Below are 17970 nucleotides of genomic sequence, written 5' to 3' on the forward strand. Positions count from 1 at the left end.
CTCATTTTGATAGCACGACCCTGTTCACTTAGCCGGTCGAGCTCGTCCGCCCACCACTGTGCCGTCTGTTGCTCTATATTCGCGCGGAAGACTTTCACACATTGCCGCGCGTTCTGCTCCGATTAGCTCGACCACCCATTGCAACAAAGAGGGCGGGACCCGCATCCGGGCAAACCGGAGCGCGTTGAAGACGGCATCGGCGGTGGCGCCGTTACCCAATGCCGTCAGCACGGCGGGATGGGTGAGGACATCAAAAGAATTTCCAACGGTCAGGCGCGGATACCGTTCACCGCAGATTCGCGTAGCTTTCCGCTCGTCGATCAAGGTGATCGCTCCTTTCTCGACGCCGTAAGCGATTGTCGCGGCTTCGCCGTCGTCGAGGGTTGCCTCGCCCCGTCCGATCACCAGATCCTCGAAATGGAACTCGGTGAGATCGTCGAGTTTTGCAACGGAGATAAGACCTGCCGCGACAAGCTCGGCGACCAGTTGCCCGTCATTACGACCATTACGGCGGTCTTCGAGGAGTTCTCCCTGCGCAACATCCGTAATGATGAAAGGATTCGGAATCGCCTTCAAAATGCGTGGCCCGCAGGCCGTGGCATTCAGATTGATCACGGTACTCGCATCGATAACAACCGGCGCCGTGGGGTCAATCAGGCATGAGAGCCCCATCGGCTTCGCTCCCTTCTATTTCAAGGCCATCAAACATGCGCCGCAGCTCGACACGGTCCAGATGGAGCATACGGGCGAGTTGGCCTTCGCTCAGTATCCCGCGGCGCCAGGCTTCGCCGGCGAGGAGCCCGAGCCGCAGCGTCGTCGGCCTGTCCGCATCCACTTTATGAAGGTCGGGACCTGAAAGATCCCCCAATACCTGGGCGGCCTGCTGATCGCTAATGCTCCCGTTCGCCTGAAACCAATCCCACGTCCCGGACTTCGCCAGCTTGAGTTCTTCCAACCGCCTGACGATCGCTTCACGTGATACGCCGAAGAAATGTGCGAGCACGATGACATGCCGTCGGGTCAGTTTTTCCGATCCGACGGTAATCTCCTTGAATTTTTGCATGACCGCACGGGCAGGGGTCATGAAGGCTCTGCCGAAGGTGTTGGCGTAACGCTCCTCACGGGAGTTTTCAGTGACGCCCTCCTCCAGAACCTCCGGCTCCCGCCGCGTCGAAACCAAATGCCCCAGTTCGTGGGCTGCCGTTTGGGCGCGGCGATCGCGCGGGTGATTGCCGTTGAGAAGAATGCAGGCGCCGAGCGCTTCGTCGTAGGCGAACAGACCGGAAATTCCGCCATCGATGCGACGGATATAGACACGGACGCCGAGTTCAAGCTCCAGCAGCGTTACAATGTCAGAGATCGGACTCAATCCCAGACCGAGTCGCTGCCGCAAATCGAGAGCGTCCTGTTCGGCTTGGGCTCGCACGTCCCCCGGGAGAATAGGGCGCTCAGGCGGATAATTTCGAAAATGCTGGACTCCTAGAAGCCGTTCGAGCTCGGTCTCGGCCTTGGCTAAGCCTTCCAGCTTCTTGACAGCCGTTTCGACCGCATCGTCCTCTTGTTGGAACAGCTTGCGAAATTTCGGAGTAAGATTTGCTTGAACCGCTTCCTGCCGCATAAGCTCGTTGATGGACAGCTTATAGAAATTGGTAAGCCTGCGCAGTTCGTCGATACGGACTTTCCTCTGGCCTTGCTCGATCGAGATAAGAGTCGTTCTTGAGAGATCAGCCGCTTCCGCCGCCTCAGCCTGGGTGAACTTTGCGTTTTCACGCGCCTCGCGCAGCCGCTCACCGACTTCCGTCGGCGGCATGGTATCAAGCAGACTGGTCATTGTCGGCCCACTGAACAACAAACGACTGCGGTCCTAGTGAATTCATATAGGTTTTCCATTCTTTTTCGTGTTGGGAGAGCAGCCGGTCCAGTTTTATACGGATGGCTGCTTCCGACTCACCGAGGGCGCGTGCGAGCTGAAAGGCCGCGAGGTTGAGCGGCCGTTCTGCCGCACGCGACTGCTTTAAATACGCGAGGTGATCGAGATGCAACGTGCCTGCGATTGCATATTGCTTTTGAGCACGGGTCTTCTTGTCGAAGCCTTTAGCGACTCCTGCATCGAAGGTCGGTGCAGAGAGATTTTCCCAGACATACGTATCGGCGGGCTCCTCAAGATCAGCTGCATGAACGCTCAGGCGGCGCAGCATGCAGGCGGCGCAAATACCGCATTGGCGCCGGTGATTGTTGACCGACACATGGCGGTTATCCTGCCAGCACGATCTCGTTTTCGACCACTCGACGTTTTTCCCGCCGCTCAGCGCCATGTAAGCTTTGAGCGTCTCTCCTTTGGTAAACCACAGGCGCGGGAATACGAACGCGATGTCACAGCCGAGAAGTGCTTTAAAAAACGCCGTCATGTACTTCATGAACCGGGGATGGTTGCGGTAATCCTCATAAGCCTGACCGACGGGCACGAGCGTTGGGCCGAGCGCTCCCTGTCCACTCTCCGGAACGATGACCTTGCCGGCTTTGGCAAAATACGCGGCCGATCCGCTCAGCACAGCAAATTTGAAGCCACGCGACCGGGCGGTCGATTCGATAAAATGAGATGCGCCGGGCTTCACCTGGTACGGCAACGTCATGAAAGGCTGCTTTCGTCCAAACGAGTCTTTTGGGTGGTCTTTCTTCTTTGATCCGAGGCGGACACGCACCAGCCGGCTGCCGTATTCTTCCGCCATCAGCGCGCCGACCGCGCGGGAATCGAGTCCATCGCTGAACGGAATGACCGCCTCGGCTCCGGTATCGAGATAGAATAGTTCCTGTGCCGGTTCGAGGGCGGGCTTCCTACGCTTTATGAAGGTGACTTTCCACTGATCTCCGGTCAGGAGTTCGAGCGCATCATGCAGAGTGTCGGATACGTTCTTTTGGTTCCAGACATCGGGATCATGCACGGGCAGGCGCAGCTCAAAAGCGCGTCCCCATCCCAAGGCCGGGCGGCGCCGTACGCGGTCACAGAATTCAACGGATGCCGCGAGCAGCATCAGGTCGAATACGACCGGCTCCCATTTTGCGAAGAAATATGCGGCAAGATTATGCGTCTTGAAAATGAGATTGCTTCCGATCTCGCAGGGAATCCGGCCTGCGCGCGCGCGTCCGCCCTCTTCGTGCACGTCCACTTGAATTGCGGGCAGTTCGTCATCGTTCATGGCAGCCTCACACCGTCGTCAATTCCTTGCTGCTTGATCAAGTGCGGCTGGGCGGCAGCAGCGTCCAATCCCGACAAGCGGCGGGCGAGGCCCGCGATCGGAGCGCTCGCGACCGCCTCCTCCATGCGATTTCTGACGCGGGTCGCCGTCGTTTCGGGGCTTTGCTTGCGCAGATAATGTTCTTCCACTTGCCGCGGCCCCCGCGCCGCGCGGTCGCGCAATGCGTTCTCGACACCGTCGTTAACCGCGTCGATGCCGAGCTTTCCATTCGAAACGGATTGTATGACGTGATCGACGACCAAGCGTCGCATTGGGTATCCGGCCGAGAGATCCCGTCGCGCAGCTTCGAGTTCGACTGATTTATTCTGTCCGAACATGTCGGTCTGCTGGGCATCACCCAGGATCGCGCGGATGGCGCGGGCGACCTCGCCGCAGCCTTCATCACGCCACGTCTCTTCCAGTGCAGGGACGACACGCCCGGCGATCTGATCAGGCTCGAATGCGTCTTTGTGCGCCCATTCCGCAAACTTCTTCCAGGCGGGCGTCATGTTCAAACTTTTGTACGGACCATCACTCATAGCGATTCATGTCAAAAATATAATATAAAAAATCCAACAATGTCAAATACGGAGATTGTGCCCCCTATTCGCCGCTATAATTGCGGAGAATAATCTTGCGGATGCGGCGAATGATCCCCATAATCACCGCAAGAGGTGCGGAGAATGCCGAAATACATCTATGAACGTTCAGATTGGCCCGACTTCCGATGGAATCACGAGGCCCTCGCTCAGCAACTGGCCGCAGTACGTCACCGGCAAGGACGGCTAATCGGCCGCATGCAGGCGCTTGGTTTCCCGTTACGGGAAGAGGCGGTCTTGAAAACACTGACCGAGGACGTTCTTAAATCCAGTGAGATTGAAGGCGAGATTCTAGACAAGGATCAAGTCCGGTCGTCCATCGCCCGGCGCCTGGGGATGGACGCCGGCGCGCTCCCGCAAGCCGACCGCAACGTCGACGGCGTCGTCGAGATGATGCTCGATGCCACGCAGCGATTCAAAGAACCGCTCACCGACGAGCGATTATTCGGCTGGCACGGGGCGCTCTTTCCGACCGGGCGCAGTGGCTTAAGCAAAATCAAAGTCGGCGCATGGCGAGACGAGGCATCCGGTCCCATGCAGGTCCTCTCCGGCCCGTATGGTCGCGAGAAGGTCCATTACGAAGCCCCCGGCGCTGACCGGATCGATCATGACATGAAGGCCTTTCTCGCCTGGTACAATGCTGACGACAAACTCGACCCGGTTATCAAGGCCGCGCTTGCCCATCTGTGGTTTGTGACCATCCATCCGTTCGACGACGGCAATGGGCGGATTGCACGCGCGATTGCCGACATGTCGCTCGCGCGATCGGAGGATAGTCCGCAGCGATTCTACAGCATGTCGGCGCAGATCCGTATGGAGCGGAATACCTATTACGACATGCTCGAAGCCACGCAGAAAGGTGACCTCGATGTCACCCAGTGGCTTGAATGGTTTCTCGCATGCCTGGATCGGGCGTTCGACGGCGCTGAAGCGGTTCTGGCAAATGTCTTCCACAAAGCGGAGTTTTGGAAGAGATACGCACAAGCGCCGCTCAACAAACGTCAGCGCGATATTCTCAACCGCCTCCTCGACGGATTCGAGGGCAAGCTGACATCGTCCAAATATGCCAAGATCGAAAAGTGTTCGGCCGACACGGCATTACGCGACATCAGCGAGTTGGTCGATCGCGGCATCCTTACGAAAGACGAGGGGGGCGGCCGCAGTACTAGCTATTCGCTAACAGATACCCAACCGACAGAGATGTCATGACCACGAAACGCACGGTTGCACAGCTTCTGTCCGACTATGCGTCGATCCTTGATGAATTGCGGGATCGGAAGATCGTTCGCAGTTCCAACAATCCACTCAGCGACTATGCCGAATTGTTGTTTTGCAATGCCTATGACTGGGCGCGCGAGGGAAATTCCGCATCCGGGCACGACGCGACTGATGCACTCGGAGTGCGTTATCAGATCAAGGCTCGCCGCATCACCCCGCACAATCGGTCGCGCCAACTCAGCGCAATCCGAAATCTAGATAAGGGTCCGTTCGATTTTCTGGCGGGGCTTCTCGTGGATCAAACTTTTCAGGTCGTGCGCGCAGCTCTTATACCCGTTTCAGTCGTGAGACATGCGTCAGATCACGTTGTTCATACAAATAGCTGGAAATTTCTGCTGAGGGACGATGTTTGGAAGATGGATGGCGTGCTTGACGTCACTGATAAAGTTCGGAATGCAGCTGCCGAGCTCAATACTCTCGACTGAGGAACCTCGCGTGACAAGACCTCCACCGATTTCGTATTTTCACATGTCCGGGGATATTTATGCGCCCGATCAATTGTGAGCGTCACGAGAGGATCACGGGTGCCTGGGCTTGACTTGCGCGGAATGCTCTGGATAGCGCGGTCGGGATGATTGACGCCGCCGGCGCGCGGTGATGGGTTGATCCCGGTTCGGAGCGGGCAACGGGGATCAGAATGACCAGCGAGTCGCAGCTGCGCGAGAAGCTTCGGAAGATCGAGGCGTTGTTCGTGGGGGCCGGAACTGCTGGTGAGCGCCTTGCAGCGGAAGCCGCGCTGCAGCGGGTGCGGGCCCGGGTCGAGGAACTTGCTCGCCACGATCCACCGATCGAACAGCAATTCTCACTTCCCGACCAGTGGTCTCGGCACCTGTTTCTGGCGCTTTGCCGCCGATATGGGCTGCGGCCGTTTCGTTATCGCCGACAGCGACGTAACACGGTGATGGTCCGTGCGTCACGGGGCTTCGTTGATCGAGTCCTGCTGCCCGAGTTCACCGAGCTGGAGGGTGCGCTGCAAGTGTATCTGCACGAGGTAACGCTGCGCGTGATCCGCGAAGAGATCTACGACGACGCCAGCGATGCGCAGGAAGTTCCCGACGCCGTGCCGTCGAACTGATCAAGCGGCGAGCTTTGGCTCCGAACCATCGCGCTCGGCTTTCCAATTCCACGGCAGCAGCGTGTTCAGCTGATTGATCTTGGTACGTCCGGAGACGATGCGCTCGAGAACATCAGTAAAATAGTGCCGTGGGTCGATGTCGTGAAGCTTTGCGGAGTTGATGAGTGATGCGAGAGTGGCCCAGGTTTCGGCGCCGCCCTCACTGCCTGCGAACAGATAGTTTTTCTTTCCCAGCCCGATCGGCTTGATGCTGCGTTCGACCGTATTGCTGTCGATCTCGATGCGCCCATCATCGATGAATCGCGTCAGGCCATCCCAATGGTTGAGGGTGTAGCGGATCGCCTTGCCAAGGCCGGATTTCTTCGAGACTTCCAGCAGTCGCGCCTCGAGCCAGGGCTTGAAGTCCTCGATCAGCGGTCTGGTGTCGGATTGTCGCACCGCAGCTCGCTGCGTCGCCGGCAAACCGCGAATGCGATCCTCAATGGCGTAGAACATCGCGATCCGCTGCAGCGCTTCCGCGGCAATCGGCGATTTCGTCGCGATGTGGACGTCCCAGAACTTCCGCCGCGCATGCGCGAAGCAGAACGCCAGTTGTACCAGACGGCCGCCGTTTTTAATCAGCCCCTTGTACCCGGCGTAGCCGTCGACCTGCAGGATGCCGTCGTAGTCTCCAAACAGCTGCCTGGCGCGGATTGCCTTGCGATCCTCGGCGAACACGTAGACTACTGCCGGCGGCGCCGGGCCGCCCCACGGGCGGTCGTCGGTGGCGATCGCCCAGAACTGGCAGACTTTGGTTCTGCCACGGCCGGGATCGAGAACTGGCAGCGGCGTCTCGTCGGCAAACAGCCGCGGGTAGGACATCACTGCGCGGCGCAACAGCGCGTGAAGCGGCTTCAGCCACCAGGCGACGCGGCCCATCCACGAGGCCAGCGTTTGCCGGTCGAGCGTGATGCCTTGGGCGGCAAACATCTGTTCCTGGCGATACAGCGGCAGCTGGTAGCCGTATTTCATCACCGCGACGTGGGCCAGCAAGGCTTCCGTCACCATTCCACCGTCGATCGCCTGGGCCGGCGCGGGTGCCTGCAGAACACCCTGGCGGCATCCCCGGCAGCCGTACCGTGGACGCATGATGCGCTTGACCCGGTACTGCATCGGAATGACGTCGAAGGCTTCCTTGACGGTCTCCCCGATCTTGTGCAGCTGCTCGCCGCAGCAAGGGCAGATGTGGCTCTCGATATCGATCACGACATCGATGCGCGGCAAATGCTCCGGAAGCTTCCCCCGGTTGCGTCGCGCCGGTCGCTTTCCACGGCCCTCCGCTCCGTCAGGCAGCCTGCCTCCGGTCACGTCGTCGTTGGCGGCGGCACGAACCGCCTGTGCCCTGATGGTGAAGAGAGACAGCTGTCCGATATCCAGTGTCTCGGAGCGCGGACCGAAGATCGTGCGCTTGTACTGGGACAGGATCATCAGGAGCTTGTCGTTCTCCTGGATCGCAGCGTCGCGTTGGGCGATCGCTGCATCACGCTCGGTCGCCAGCGTGCTGCATTCCTCCGACAACGCCGCAAGCCGTGACGATAGCGTCATCACGGCTTGTCGGAGCAATGCTGGATCGGAAGGCAAATCACTCATGCAGAGCGATTCTACAACAACTCCGCATGAGTGACGAACGACTCTTGATAATGATCAACCAGCTCGCATCGGCTGATCCACAACTCGCATCGGCACACGCTTCCAGTCCGAGCCATCGAGCAGCACCGAGAGCTGAGCATGAGATAGCGACATGACGCCTTCCTTGATCGGCGGCCAGGTGAACTGCCCCTCGATTCTTTTGTAGTAAAGGACAAGGCCGCTTCCATCCCAAGTCAGGATCTTCACGCGATCTCGGCGCTTGGAGCGGAAGACATAAAGTCCGCCGTCGAACGGATCGGCTCCAAAGGCCTCGCTCACCAGCATCGCCAGCGAGTCCATGCCGCGGCGGAAATCGACCGGCTGCGTCGCAATCCAGATCGACAACCCAGCTCGAAGCCCGATCATCGACCAACCGTCCCGACCGCCGCCAGCACCTCGCACAGTGCCTCCCGGTCGACTGTCCCCCTGACACGGATGCGAATCGCGCCGACCTCGATCTCGATCGCCGCCTGCTCCTCACTCGGGCGCCCACAGCCGGTGATCGCGACCGGCACAAAGCCAGGTGGCATGCCTCTGTCCCCGCGCTCCGCGACCTGCGCCCGCGTAGCCTGGCGACGCCAGAGAAACAACAGGCTTGGACTGATGTCGTGTCGCCGCGCCACTGCGGACACGCTTGCACCCGGCGCAAAACTCTCCGCAACAATCGCCGCCTTCGCATCGGTCGACCAGCGCCGACGTCGGCCCGTCCCGGTGATGATCTCGACACGCTGCAGCGTGTCGGCGCCGTGTTCGAGGATAGGCATATGCCTATCCTTATCGCTATCCTTACGACTATCCTTTGACATTGTGACCTCGCGACAAACCATTCCGCGAGATCTTCCTAGCCGACCAGATCAACCCTCAGCGCGTGGTCTCCGCATGACGCTCACGATCAATTGATCGTCGCGAACGGCAAGGAAAAGCTGCCCGACGAATTCGAGGGGCCACTGGAAAAATATCGGCCAATACACCTTCAGCCAAGACGCGGGTTTGTCTATTGCCGGCCAGATAAAGACTTCAGTCGGTGCGGCATCGTCAATGCCAAATATATCTACCGGGTCGATCCTGAAGGAGTTGTAATCCATGACCTCGCCTGGATCGGCGACATGCAGATGGCGCTGCTTAAGGAGAAATACCCGGGGAAGTTTAATCGTTTTCCCGACTGGTCAGAAGAACTGGTTCAATCGTGTTGCGAGGGATATTGGAGCGACGCTTCGACAGCATCGCCAGTCTGGGAATATCTCTTCCCGTCGGTTCGCGTCGTCGAAGTGGTTTCACATCAATTGATAGCGCCCTCAGCTACCAAGGGAGGGTGGCCTCCATAGCAAGCCGGTAAGTCCAAAATGTCAGAACGCTCCGTACCATTGCTCGCCATATGGCGATTTGAAGCATAAGCCCCAGTTCTGCCGCCAGCCAAGCTTGCGGCCTTACTGTGCCAGCTGCCCGACTCTGCATATCGTGAGCCATTCTATGTCTAAATCTAACGACACATCGCCAACACCAGTCTTCGCTTTCGCAGATGAATTACAGAGCTCAGGGCAGCATTGCGCAACGATTGCTCGCGCAAAAGCCCAGGACTTCTTTCTGCGCGGCTTTGTGCCGGAGGTCGACGACCCAACGGCCACCGTCACTTTCATTTTCTTCGAGGGAAAACCTACGCAGTAACCGCCGGCCATGTCATTGATGTATTCAAGGCTGCGGCGATCGAGGACGGTTGCGATCCAGAAGGATACTTCGTGCCGGTGGCACCGGGCGTGCCCATCGGACCTCCATTCGTTCGACCGCCCGGAAATTGGCCGACGCCCGACCCGGATATTGCCCTCCGCCCTATCGATCCAGATCTGCCCGCACGCATTGGGAAGAAGGCGTTCGGACTTGTAACAGGTGTCAATCCAGAGTTTCCAGTACCCTATGCCCTGGCTGTCGGTTTCCCGACTGCGGCGAAGGAAAAGCGATCCCCAAGGAGAACGTTTAGCCTTGATTGGCGTGCAGGCGGCAGCCGAGGGCGTCGGTTCTCCTGATAGCGACCAAGTACAGTTTTGGAGCGAGATTCCTGACCGGCCGCTGATCAGCCAATTAAGTGGAAAGGAAGGGATTCATGCATGAGCGGCGTAGCCGATCAAGACTTTCGGCGAACATTCGTCGGCGCGACCTGTTACGGGGCGGCATCCTTCGGATCGCTGTCGAACCAGCACAAGGAGGTCGTTCTTGATCCGGCTCGTTTGCGGCTGGCTGGGCGGCAGCTTTTGCCATGACGCGCGCTCCTCGAGATGGCGTTTGGGCATTTGACGATTTCCATCCTGGAGCGGAACTAGAGCGAAGAGGCTACTTATCAAGTTCGGGTCGTCATCAGAGAACCGTTTGCCCCGAATAGCCCAACTGCTCCAGACGGTGAAGTCGCAACGTTGAAGTCGAGCGGTCCGCAAGTAATCATGCAATAATCGTAAGCCGAGCGCTGATCATTTCCCATTAGAAACTGATAATGGATCTGCATAAAGTTGAACCGATGGCGTCGGAAGCGGATAGGGCTTACCATTGAGTGTATTTGGACGCGCCGAATCTTTGGATGGACTCCTGAATGGTCTCGACTGATACGTTTCAGAGTGACAGGGTCGAAACGATAGAAGCTGATCGCGTCATCTCGTGCTTGGTATTCGACCCAGTCGATGGCAGCCGTTCCGGCCACAAGTTGCGCCGCTTCCCGTATTTGGCCGCCCATCGGATGCAACGACAATTTAGGGATAGTGGCGCCCACTGTAAGAATGCATAGCTTTGGTCCGCGCGTTTCGAGCAGAGGATCCAATTTTAGCGCGCGCGCTACCGCCGCTATTGAGAGCGCAGCGCCAAGGGAATGGCCTACAATCAGAATTTCATCAACTTCTGCGGCCCGAGCTGCTTTTGATATCAGCTCCGCAAAATCGCTGAGCCGCCTGTCAAGTTCGCGTTTTTGCCCGTGAAGAAATTGAAGGGAGAAAATGGCATCGTCGAGAATGTGGTTTATCCGACGCTTTGGTCCAATCCAGAGCATCGAGATGACGAAGATGGCAAGCGATAGAAGAATTCCAAGCAGTAATTCTTCTACCCAAAATGTTGGGCGTATGAACCTGATCACCAGATATGATAACCCAGCGCTGCAAAATGCGATCAACAGTAAACAGCAATACGGAAAGATGAAGAAGAGGGCATATTTCCAGCTTGCGATAGCATATTTAAATAATGTTCCCGTTACGATGAAGTCGAATAGGGCTTTCACGGACTGAACGAGACGAGGCACGAGCCCGACTCCCGAATCGCATCGAATGAGATCATCCCAGCGCAGTATTTCGAAGGTGACGTAAGTTTTCCAGTTCGGCCCCCATGCCTCCAAGTTACACGAGGCATTGATTGCAGATGTGTTCGAGATTTCCGACAGCCGTGAAGAAGCGCCCCAAATCTTATCGAAGCTCGACAGCGAGCGGCGTAAGCGATCAACCTGCTCTTTTGGGGTGATTGGATCGTAGCCGCCGATGTGGAAGACGTGCCGTCGTTGAATCATTTAACAACTCGAAGTCTGCATTGAAGGTTGCCGCTCATTCTGGAAAAGCGAAACGTATATACACTTTACTCCAGAACCGCTGCGACGTTGATCGGGATCCGTGGTGAGCCTGATATGGACGATGGTTAAATTACCACTCCAGCTGCGAGGTGGCACTCATTGATATTAGCCTTGGTCAAAAAAGCGCACAGGACAGGCCCTAGGCCACTTCGGAGGCCATTGTTACGATTTACAAGTTGATTTAATGCGACTGGAAGTGGACGAGGCGTCCTGAAATGGAAAGCGCGTTACAGCGCGGCACTGGATGCGCCGTCCTGACGCTCCTTTTTGCAAGCAGCTCGCTTTTGAGCGGCGGGCTCAGGCGACGCCCGGAATTTCGGTTGCGATGTTCGGGATGTAAACGGCAACCACTTTAACATCGACAAAAGCCCGGCGCTGCATACCATGGTGATACGAAAGATAAGGGCAATCGGCCCCCGCTGTTGCGCGCCCACGAAAACACCCGAGTCTTTCGAACTCAGTTTTACCTGCGGCCCGAGCGACCAATTCTTAGCACGACGCCCAAAAGACAGTTGGAAGGTGGGGTTTGATATAGCATTTGATGCTTTGGGTTACGTCTCTGTTGGGCCCGGTGTCCGTGTTGTTTCTCTTTAGCAATTCGGGCCGGGGAGGCAGTCATTGACGACGTTTAGACAATTCTCATTGGCTATAGCCATATGCATGCTGGCAACCGTGTGTGCCGCCTTCACAAAGCCGATTCATATCGTAGCGGTCGGCGCAAGCAACACGCAAGGTTGATACGTTGGAGAGCAAGACGCTTACCCAGCTAAGTTAGAAGCCCTGCCGAGAGCGAAGGGCGTCAACGCGACCGTCGTCAATGCCGGCGTTCCCTTCGATACCACGGCTGGTATGCTCAAGCGCATTGATAACGCCGTTCCAACGGGAACCGACATCGTAATCTTGCAGCCTGGAGGCAATGATAGGCGCTTTTTTGTTACGAAGGAGCAGCGGGCGGCCAATGTCGCGGCGATGGAGCGGCGGCTGTGTGATCGCGCCATCAAAAGCATCGTGTATGACGAAGAGATTCCTTCTCAGTATTATGCTTTTGACTTCATTCACCTCACGGCTGACGGTCATGCTTTCATAGCGTCGCAGTTACTCCCGCGAGTGCTGGCGACCGTAGACCGAAGAGCCATGGTGGCTTCGCCGCGGGCGAAATAGAAATAGTTTTGTCATGGCAACCGGTCCGGCGCTCGCAATCCTGTCGATCGCGGACTTTTAGCTGGATCCAGGGAAGCTAACAAAGAGCGTCTTCGTAGATGTCTTTCTCAACGGGTGCTATTTGAGAAAACTCGAGCAAGAGCTCGACCAATGCTCTCATAACCATCCTCTGCTTTGTGCTATTCGCCCCAAAGAGAGCGAACGAACGCGGCGACGCACCAGCCTTGGATACCGCCGGACGTGCTGCCAATTAATCAGTGGAAACGACCGGCAACCCTTGTATGATCCCTCTCTGGACCTCTCCAGATCAAATCTCAGACGTTCGCTAAGGATGGCGCCGTTTCGATGGTCGGCAAAGATGGCGCGCGAGCGAAACAAGCGCTCGGCACACGGTGACACCTGGCATTGCCAAATTCGTGTTTGTGATGATGGCGGTCGGTTGGTATCTCGTCCGCTACAAATACACGCGTCGTGCTCGCCGTGAAAAGGTCGCGACGAGCGCCCGAGGTCTTCGCGAAAACACCCTGCTGCTGATATCGCTTACGGGTCTTGGTATTGTGCCATTCATCTACATTGTAACCGCCATACCTCACTTCGCATCGTACGCCTTCCGGCCAGCTCAAGCGTGGCTGGGCGTTTTCCTGGCGGTTGCGGCGCTGATCATGTTTCGGCTAACCCATCGAGCTCTTGGTCGGAATTGGTCGTTAAGTCTCGACGTGCGGGAAAACCATCGCCTGATCACAGACGGGATTTATCGAGAAAGTCGGCACCCCATGTATTCCGCATTCTGGCTTTGGGCTGTCGCTCAGGCATTGCTTATGCCGAATTTGGTAGCCGGTTTCGCTGGCTTGATCGTACGCATACGACGGAGGCCGCCTGATTGACGCATGCGCGCGGGCACGGCGAGGTCTATGATGGCATTGGGTGAAGGGTGAAGGTCAGGCGGCCTGCTGATTGGCTGGCTTGTCGGCCTGGCGCAGGAGCTTCCATTCCCAGGGCAAGAGCTCGTGCAGACGCGATGCGGGATGATCGGCGATACGGGCCAGGACGTCGGCGAGCCAGGCCTTGGGATCGACGTCGTTGAGGCGACAGGTCGTGATCATCGTCAGCATGATGGCGGCACGGTCGGCGCCGCGTTGGCTGCCGGCGAAGGTCCAGTTGCGCCTTCCCAAGGCGATGCCTCTCAATGCGCGCTCAGCGCAATTGTTGGTCAAGCAGATCCTGCCGTCGTCGAGGAAGCGGGCGAAGCCGTCCCAGCGCCTGAGCATGTAGTTAATCGGCTTCAGGACCTCGGAGGAACGCGAGAGGGTTTCGCGCTCGCGGAGCAGCCAGGCATGCATGTCCTCGAGAAGTGACTTACTCTGTTCCTGGCGAGCGGCACGCCGCTCGCCGGCACCGCGGCCGTTGATGGCGCGCTCGATCTCGAACAACGTATCGAGGCGTCTGACAGCCTCCAGCGCGATCGGGGAGACCGGTTTGCCTTTCTTGCCTTCCCGAGCATTTTTCTCGATATCAGCCAGCTCGAAGAAGCCCCGCCGCGCATGGGCCACGCAAAACGCCGGCGTAATCGGCAGCGCCTTCTTCTGCGGGTCGAACAGCGGCTCGAAGCCGCTGTAGCAATCCGCCTGCAAGATGCCGGCGAAGGCGGCCAGATGTCTCTGTGGATGCTCGCCTCGTCGGTCGCTCGAGGCGTAATAGACCGCTGCCGGCGGCGCAGGCCCGGCGAACGGCCGGTCATCCCGCACATAAGTCCAGATCCGCCCGGTCGTGCACTTGCCCTTCGCCAGAATACGGATGGTGGTGTCGTCGCCATGAAGGCGCTCGGCAGCGAGCACGTGGCGTTCGATCAAGTGGAAGAGCGGCATGACGGCGAAGGTCCCGTGGCCGACCTGGTCGGCCAGCGTCGACAACGGCAGGTCGATCCCCTCGGCCTTAAAGCGCGCACTCTGGCGGTTGAGCGGGATATGCATGCCGAACTTGTCGAACAGGATCGTCGCCAGCAATTGTGGGCCGATGAAGCCGCGCGGCGTGGCATGGAACGGCGCGGGCGGCTGGCTGATCTTCTCGCAATCGCGGCAGGTGAACTTCTCGCGTACCGTCTCGATCAGCTTGAAGCGGCGCGGGATCTCCTCCAGCGTCTTGGTCACATCCTCACCGATCTTCGCCAGCCGCGATCCACCGCAGCAGGCGCAGGTCGTTGGAGTCTCAATGACGACGCGCTCGCGTTCGATATCGTCAGGCCATGGCTTGCGCACCGGCCGCTTGCGCATGAAGGGGCGGACGTTCTGCGTCTTCGCCGCTGCGGCCTGTGCGGCAAGCTCATCCTCGCTCGCCGTGGTGACGAGTTCTTCGAGCTCCAACTCCAACTGCTCGAGCAGCCGTGCCGAGCGCTCGGATCGCTGCCCGTGCAGTTCGCGTTTCAGCTTCTCGATGCGCAACTCGAGATGAGCGATCAGCGCCTCGGTATCCGACAGTTTCGCCTGCGCATTCGCGGCTTGCGCCTGCCAGTTGGCGGCCTTCGCCTCGGCTTTCTGTCGCGCCTCACGCTCGGCCTGCAGCGCCGCCAGGGCACTGACAAGGTCCGATGGAAGATCATCCGGCTTCGATATCATGGAGCCATTGAATCAGATCGAGCAGCAGATTCAAACCGTAAAACGACTATCCGACCCGCGTCGGACGCTGGGTTTCTTGAGGGTTGCGCCAATCGATCCCGGACAACAGATAGCTCAACTGCGCCGGAGAGATCGTTACCGATTCACCAGCAACCGATGGCCAGATGAACCTGCCTCTCTCGAGTCTTTTGGTGAACAAGCAGGCGCCCTGGCCATCGTGCCAAATGACCTTCAATAGATCACCGCGTTTGCCCCGGAAGCAGAAAAGACCGCCGCCCATGGCGTCGCGCTTGAGCACTTCCTGCACGCGCAGAGCCAGGCTCGGAAAGCCGCACCGCATGTCGGTATGGCCCGTCGCCAGCCACACCCGCACGCCCGTCGGGATCGGGATCATCGGCGCGCCAGGCCCCGAGCAATTCGAACGACCGCCTCGATATCCGCACCGGGGCCGAAGACCACGCGCAGCCCCTGAGGGCTCACGATTTCGATCTGACCTGTCTCGACAGCTTCCGTCGTTGGCGGCGTACTTGCCGCAACTATCGCAGGGACGAATGTCGGGCCGATCGAATCCTCTTCGGCCGGATCATGACAGGTCCAAGCCTTGCGCCAGCTCAGCAGAAGCTGACGTGATATCCCATACCGGCGAGCCGTCGCCGACACCAGTCGTGGCCCCGAGAAGCTCTCCTCTACGATTCTGAGCTTCTCCGCACGCGTCCAGCGTCGCCGCCGACCGGTCTCCACCAAATCCATGCGGCTCAGCACCGCACTGTCCTTATGTCCGTCCATAAGGACAGTCAGCTACAGATCGGAAAAACTCGCAAGACGGCCGCCCTCGGACGGATACGCTTGATCGGATTTGGGACATTGTTTTTCGGCCGGGTTGCCAGAGAAGAACAGATGATGCTGGAAACGTTCGGCGACGAGTATCGCGAGTATATGGCGCGGACCGGACGCATTATACCGAGGCTGTTCTGAGCTGGCTGTACGAGATCGGTCTCGCCCGTCCAATATCCAACGCCACGTAAAGTAATCGCTCCGTGTCGTTTTTGTCACATCCGGCAGAGAAACGACCGCACGAGCGCCAGCTTTGATACAGCGTTAATTGCGCCGTAGCCGTTGGAAGGTTAGGTGTTTGTGCTCGGCTACATGAAGGATGGGCAAGTGCGCTCATTCCTCGTGAAGGGCGATACGGTGGCCCTTAAGGAAGAACTTGTCCGTCAAGGCAGCCTTACTCCGGAATGCCAAATTCCTTCGCAACACGCGCCGCGATCTCGTGCGGATCGTGAGCACCCGACTTGTCGATCTCGATTACCTTGCGAGCCACAATGTCGGAAACAGGGTCATTGCGATCAACAAGGTGTAGCGACTTTAGGCTGAACGTGAAGGCGCGGTTGAGTCTTTCAACCTCTTCGGGACTAATCTTGCCACCCTTCAATAGCCGATTGATCGGCATTGTCGCCCTCCCTAGCCAAGGTTCCTTTTTAGCTGAAAACTGAAGGGCCGCGCATTGAAATCGACGTACGCACGCGCGCAAATAAGTAGCGGTGCCTACGTCATCGCGGCGCTCTCCCGCTGAAGGCGATTCGCAGGGCGGCGAGAGCTTCGCGCTGAGACTTCAGGAACAGGGGAAGGGCGGGAAAAGTTGAGACTCAATGAAAACTCCATGAAGGATATCTCACAGCTATCAATAGACTGGGCGACCGCCTTGACAGCTTTCTCCTTCAGTTTGTCAAAAGGCCAGACTGAGGCTGCTCATATCGCCAAAATAAGGCCCGGTAAATCTTCATAGCCTAGGAGACGCTCAATCCTGGTAGGTGCGTCGCAGTTCGGTTTTGGCGATAGTGCCTCATCTCGCAGACTCATTGCGCGATACCGTCACTCGTAAGGGAGCAGAATCATGTCCAGACTTCAGGGGACGTATGTGAACGACAACATCGGAGCGAAGCTTGTAATTTCACAGGCTAACGATTCGAACGGCCAGATCGCTGCTGCTTCGATCAGCTATAATGGCCATAACTATCCTGCGACCGGCCACTACCACTTCAAGAACAGCACTGGCCCAACCACGGTAGCGGTTCTAACCGGTCTGGACGATGACACTGGCTATGTCGCCTTATCCTTGACCGCCGAAAACCAGGAATTCAAACGTCTGAAGAGCTTCGGTGGGCTCGCTAATTTCGATGCCGAGACTATCGGCCTCGGCGGCGCCTTCATTCGCCAATAACGCAGACTGGATGTGGCTTTAGGAGTCACGCAGCCACGTTCGGCTTTGTGGGCTATGGGGGCGGAACGGAAGACTTCACCGCGCGGCCGAACCATATAGGCGCCGCTCTCTTTGTCGGGATTGCCTGCGAACCTAGAATCACCAGGTTCGCAGGCATCGTAGCAACCCATTTTTTCAATGACCTGATTATTTGGTGATGAGCGAAACCTTCGAAGGCTGGACACGCGAGCAGGACGAGATCTTCTGGCATTTGGTAAAGAAGCAAACTCCAGAGGAAGTCATCGCGGCGGCGCTGAACAAAACTTGTTAGGATCTCAGACGGCGCGGCTATGTGCTGGGATTGCCAGCGAAATGGTTCAAATCCGCAAGGAGAACGACCGATCAGCCGGTGCTGGAGGGCGGGAAGGGGGGCGACGCTGTCTAGCGGAGAGATTTCCAAGGGCCGACCGCCCTGTTGAACCGATCCAGTTTTCGCGTGCCAATGATGCGATGACCGTTGGGTCTCGCGTAATAGTAGCGTAC

20 protein-coding genes are annotated in these 17970 nt (G+C 57.9%); 7 read left to right on the top strand and 13 right to left on the bottom strand.

The features are described 5' to 3' along the window. Positions 1-24: 24 nt before the first annotated feature. The 4 genes from HAP48_RS23005 to HAP48_RS23020 are packed head-to-tail and all read right to left on the bottom strand — an operon-like array spanning position 25 to position 3745. Positions 25-672 (bottom strand): PIN domain-containing protein, encoded by a 648-nt coding sequence (locus HAP48_RS23005; RefSeq protein ID WP_051346686.1) that lies wholly within the window; start codon positions 670-672, stop codon positions 25-27. Then, a complete protein-coding gene (locus tag HAP48_RS23010) occupies positions 650-1831 on the bottom strand; it encodes a helix-turn-helix domain-containing protein (protein ID WP_029084381.1) in 1182 nt (393 codons plus the stop codon). Before HAP48_RS23010 ends, HAP48_RS23005 begins: the two co-directional genes overlap by 23 nt. Beyond that, positions 1815-3197, bottom strand: a complete 1383-nt coding sequence (locus HAP48_RS23015; RefSeq protein ID WP_166209561.1) for a 7-cyano-7-deazaguanine synthase — start codon at positions 3195-3197, stop codon at positions 1815-1817. The genes HAP48_RS23010 and HAP48_RS23015 overlap by 17 nt, the downstream gene beginning before the upstream one ends. Next, a complete protein-coding gene (locus tag HAP48_RS23020; RefSeq protein WP_210292674.1) occupies positions 3194-3745 on the bottom strand; it encodes a hypothetical protein in 552 nt (183 codons plus the stop codon). The genes HAP48_RS23015 and HAP48_RS23020 overlap by 4 nt, the downstream gene beginning before the upstream one ends. A 174-nt stretch (positions 3746-3919) precedes the next feature. Here HAP48_RS23020 and HAP48_RS23025 point away from each other — a divergent pair, with 174 nt between their 5' ends. The 3 genes from HAP48_RS23025 to HAP48_RS23035 all read left to right on the top strand — a co-directional run bounded on the left by HAP48_RS23025 (position 3920) and on the right by HAP48_RS23035 (position 6188). Then, entirely contained in the window at positions 3920-5044 is a 1125-nt protein-coding gene (locus tag HAP48_RS23025) for a Fic family protein (protein WP_029084378.1), read from the top strand. Next, on the top strand, positions 5041-5538 hold the full coding sequence (locus HAP48_RS23030; protein WP_029084377.1) for a hypothetical protein: 498 nt from the start codon (positions 5041-5043) through the stop codon (positions 5536-5538). Before HAP48_RS23025 ends, HAP48_RS23030 begins: the two co-directional genes overlap by 4 nt. Before the next feature lie 212 nt (positions 5539-5750). Beyond that, positions 5751-6188, top strand: coding sequence for a hypothetical protein (locus HAP48_RS23035; protein ID WP_166202962.1), 438 nt, complete (start codon positions 5751-5753; stop codon positions 6186-6188). On the opposite strand, the gene tnpC (HAP48_RS23040) is transcribed toward HAP48_RS23035, so the two are convergent. From tnpC (HAP48_RS23040) to tnpA (HAP48_RS50065), 3 genes are all read right to left on the bottom strand, one after another. Beyond that, positions 6189-7772, bottom strand: a complete 1584-nt coding sequence (gene tnpC / locus HAP48_RS23040) for an IS66 family transposase (protein ID WP_166215215.1) — start codon at positions 7770-7772, stop codon at positions 6189-6191. A gap of 99 nt (positions 7773-7871) precedes the next feature. Beyond that, positions 7872-8222: an IS66 family insertion sequence element accessory protein TnpB gene (gene tnpB / locus HAP48_RS23045; RefSeq protein WP_166202960.1), complete on the bottom strand. Its 351-nt coding sequence runs from the start codon at positions 8220-8222 to the stop codon at positions 7872-7874. Continuing rightward, positions 8219-8620: an IS66-like element accessory protein TnpA gene (tnpA, locus tag HAP48_RS50065; RefSeq protein ID WP_166202958.1), complete on the bottom strand. Its 402-nt coding sequence runs from the start codon at positions 8618-8620 to the stop codon at positions 8219-8221. The genes tnpB (HAP48_RS23045) and tnpA (HAP48_RS50065) overlap by 4 nt, the downstream gene beginning before the upstream one ends. Before the next feature lie 132 nt (positions 8621-8752). Here tnpA (HAP48_RS50065) and HAP48_RS23055 point away from each other — a divergent pair, with 132 nt between their 5' ends. Continuing rightward, entirely contained in the window at positions 8753-9181 is a 429-nt protein-coding gene (locus tag HAP48_RS23055; protein WP_166209555.1) for a hypothetical protein, read from the top strand. Between the two features lie 559 nt (positions 9182-9740). Beyond that, on the top strand, positions 9741-9962 hold the full coding sequence (locus HAP48_RS23060) for a hypothetical protein (protein WP_176399229.1): 222 nt from the start codon (positions 9741-9743) through the stop codon (positions 9960-9962). A 226-nt stretch (positions 9963-10188) separates the two neighbouring features. On the opposite strand, the gene HAP48_RS23065 is transcribed toward HAP48_RS23060, so the two are convergent. Continuing rightward, a complete protein-coding gene (locus HAP48_RS23065; RefSeq protein ID WP_051346685.1) occupies positions 10189-11391 on the bottom strand; it encodes an alpha/beta hydrolase in 1203 nt (400 codons plus the stop codon). Between the two features lie 831 nt (positions 11392-12222). Then, positions 12223-12528, bottom strand: a complete 306-nt coding sequence (locus HAP48_RS23070) for a hypothetical protein (RefSeq protein ID WP_156928950.1) — start codon at positions 12526-12528, stop codon at positions 12223-12225. 476 nt (positions 12529-13004) lie between these two features. Between HAP48_RS23070 and HAP48_RS23075 the strand changes: the two genes are divergently transcribed. Then, positions 13005-13496, top strand: coding sequence for a protein-S-isoprenylcysteine O-methyltransferase (locus HAP48_RS23075; RefSeq protein ID WP_166209552.1), 492 nt, complete (start codon positions 13005-13007; stop codon positions 13494-13496). 54 nt (positions 13497-13550) lie between these two features. On the opposite strand, the gene tnpC (HAP48_RS23080) is transcribed toward HAP48_RS23075, so the two are convergent. The 4 genes from tnpC (HAP48_RS23080) to HAP48_RS23100 all read right to left on the bottom strand — a co-directional run bounded on the left by tnpC (HAP48_RS23080) (position 13551) and on the right by HAP48_RS23100 (position 16677). Next, the gene (gene tnpC, locus HAP48_RS23080) at positions 13551-15224 is read right to left on the bottom strand and encodes an IS66 family transposase (protein WP_166205228.1); all 1674 of its coding nucleotides are present in this window, start codon (positions 15222-15224) and stop codon (positions 13551-13553) included. A 46-nt stretch (positions 15225-15270) separates the two neighbouring features. Next, on the bottom strand, positions 15271-15618 hold the full coding sequence (gene tnpB, locus HAP48_RS23085) for an IS66 family insertion sequence element accessory protein TnpB (RefSeq protein WP_063676425.1): 348 nt from the start codon (positions 15616-15618) through the stop codon (positions 15271-15273). Then, positions 15615-16010, bottom strand: a complete 396-nt coding sequence (gene tnpA / locus HAP48_RS23090) for an IS66-like element accessory protein TnpA (RefSeq protein ID WP_166202956.1) — start codon at positions 16008-16010, stop codon at positions 15615-15617. Before tnpA (HAP48_RS23090) ends, tnpB (HAP48_RS23085) begins: the two co-directional genes overlap by 4 nt. 442 nt (positions 16011-16452) lie before the next feature. Continuing rightward, on the bottom strand, positions 16453-16677 hold the full coding sequence (locus HAP48_RS23100; RefSeq protein ID WP_035977990.1) for a hypothetical protein: 225 nt from the start codon (positions 16675-16677) through the stop codon (positions 16453-16455). A 444-nt stretch (positions 16678-17121) separates the two neighbouring features. On the opposite strand from HAP48_RS23100, the gene HAP48_RS23105 reads away from it, so the two are divergent. Continuing rightward, complete coding sequence (locus HAP48_RS23105; protein WP_165128001.1) at positions 17122-17448, top strand: hypothetical protein; 327 nt, start codon at positions 17122-17124, stop codon at positions 17446-17448. Positions 17449-17970: the final 522 nt, after the last annotated feature.

Origin of the sequence: Bradyrhizobium septentrionale (assembly GCF_011516645.4) — a bacterium.
GTDB lineage: Bacteria > Pseudomonadota > Alphaproteobacteria > Rhizobiales > Xanthobacteraceae > Bradyrhizobium > Bradyrhizobium septentrionale.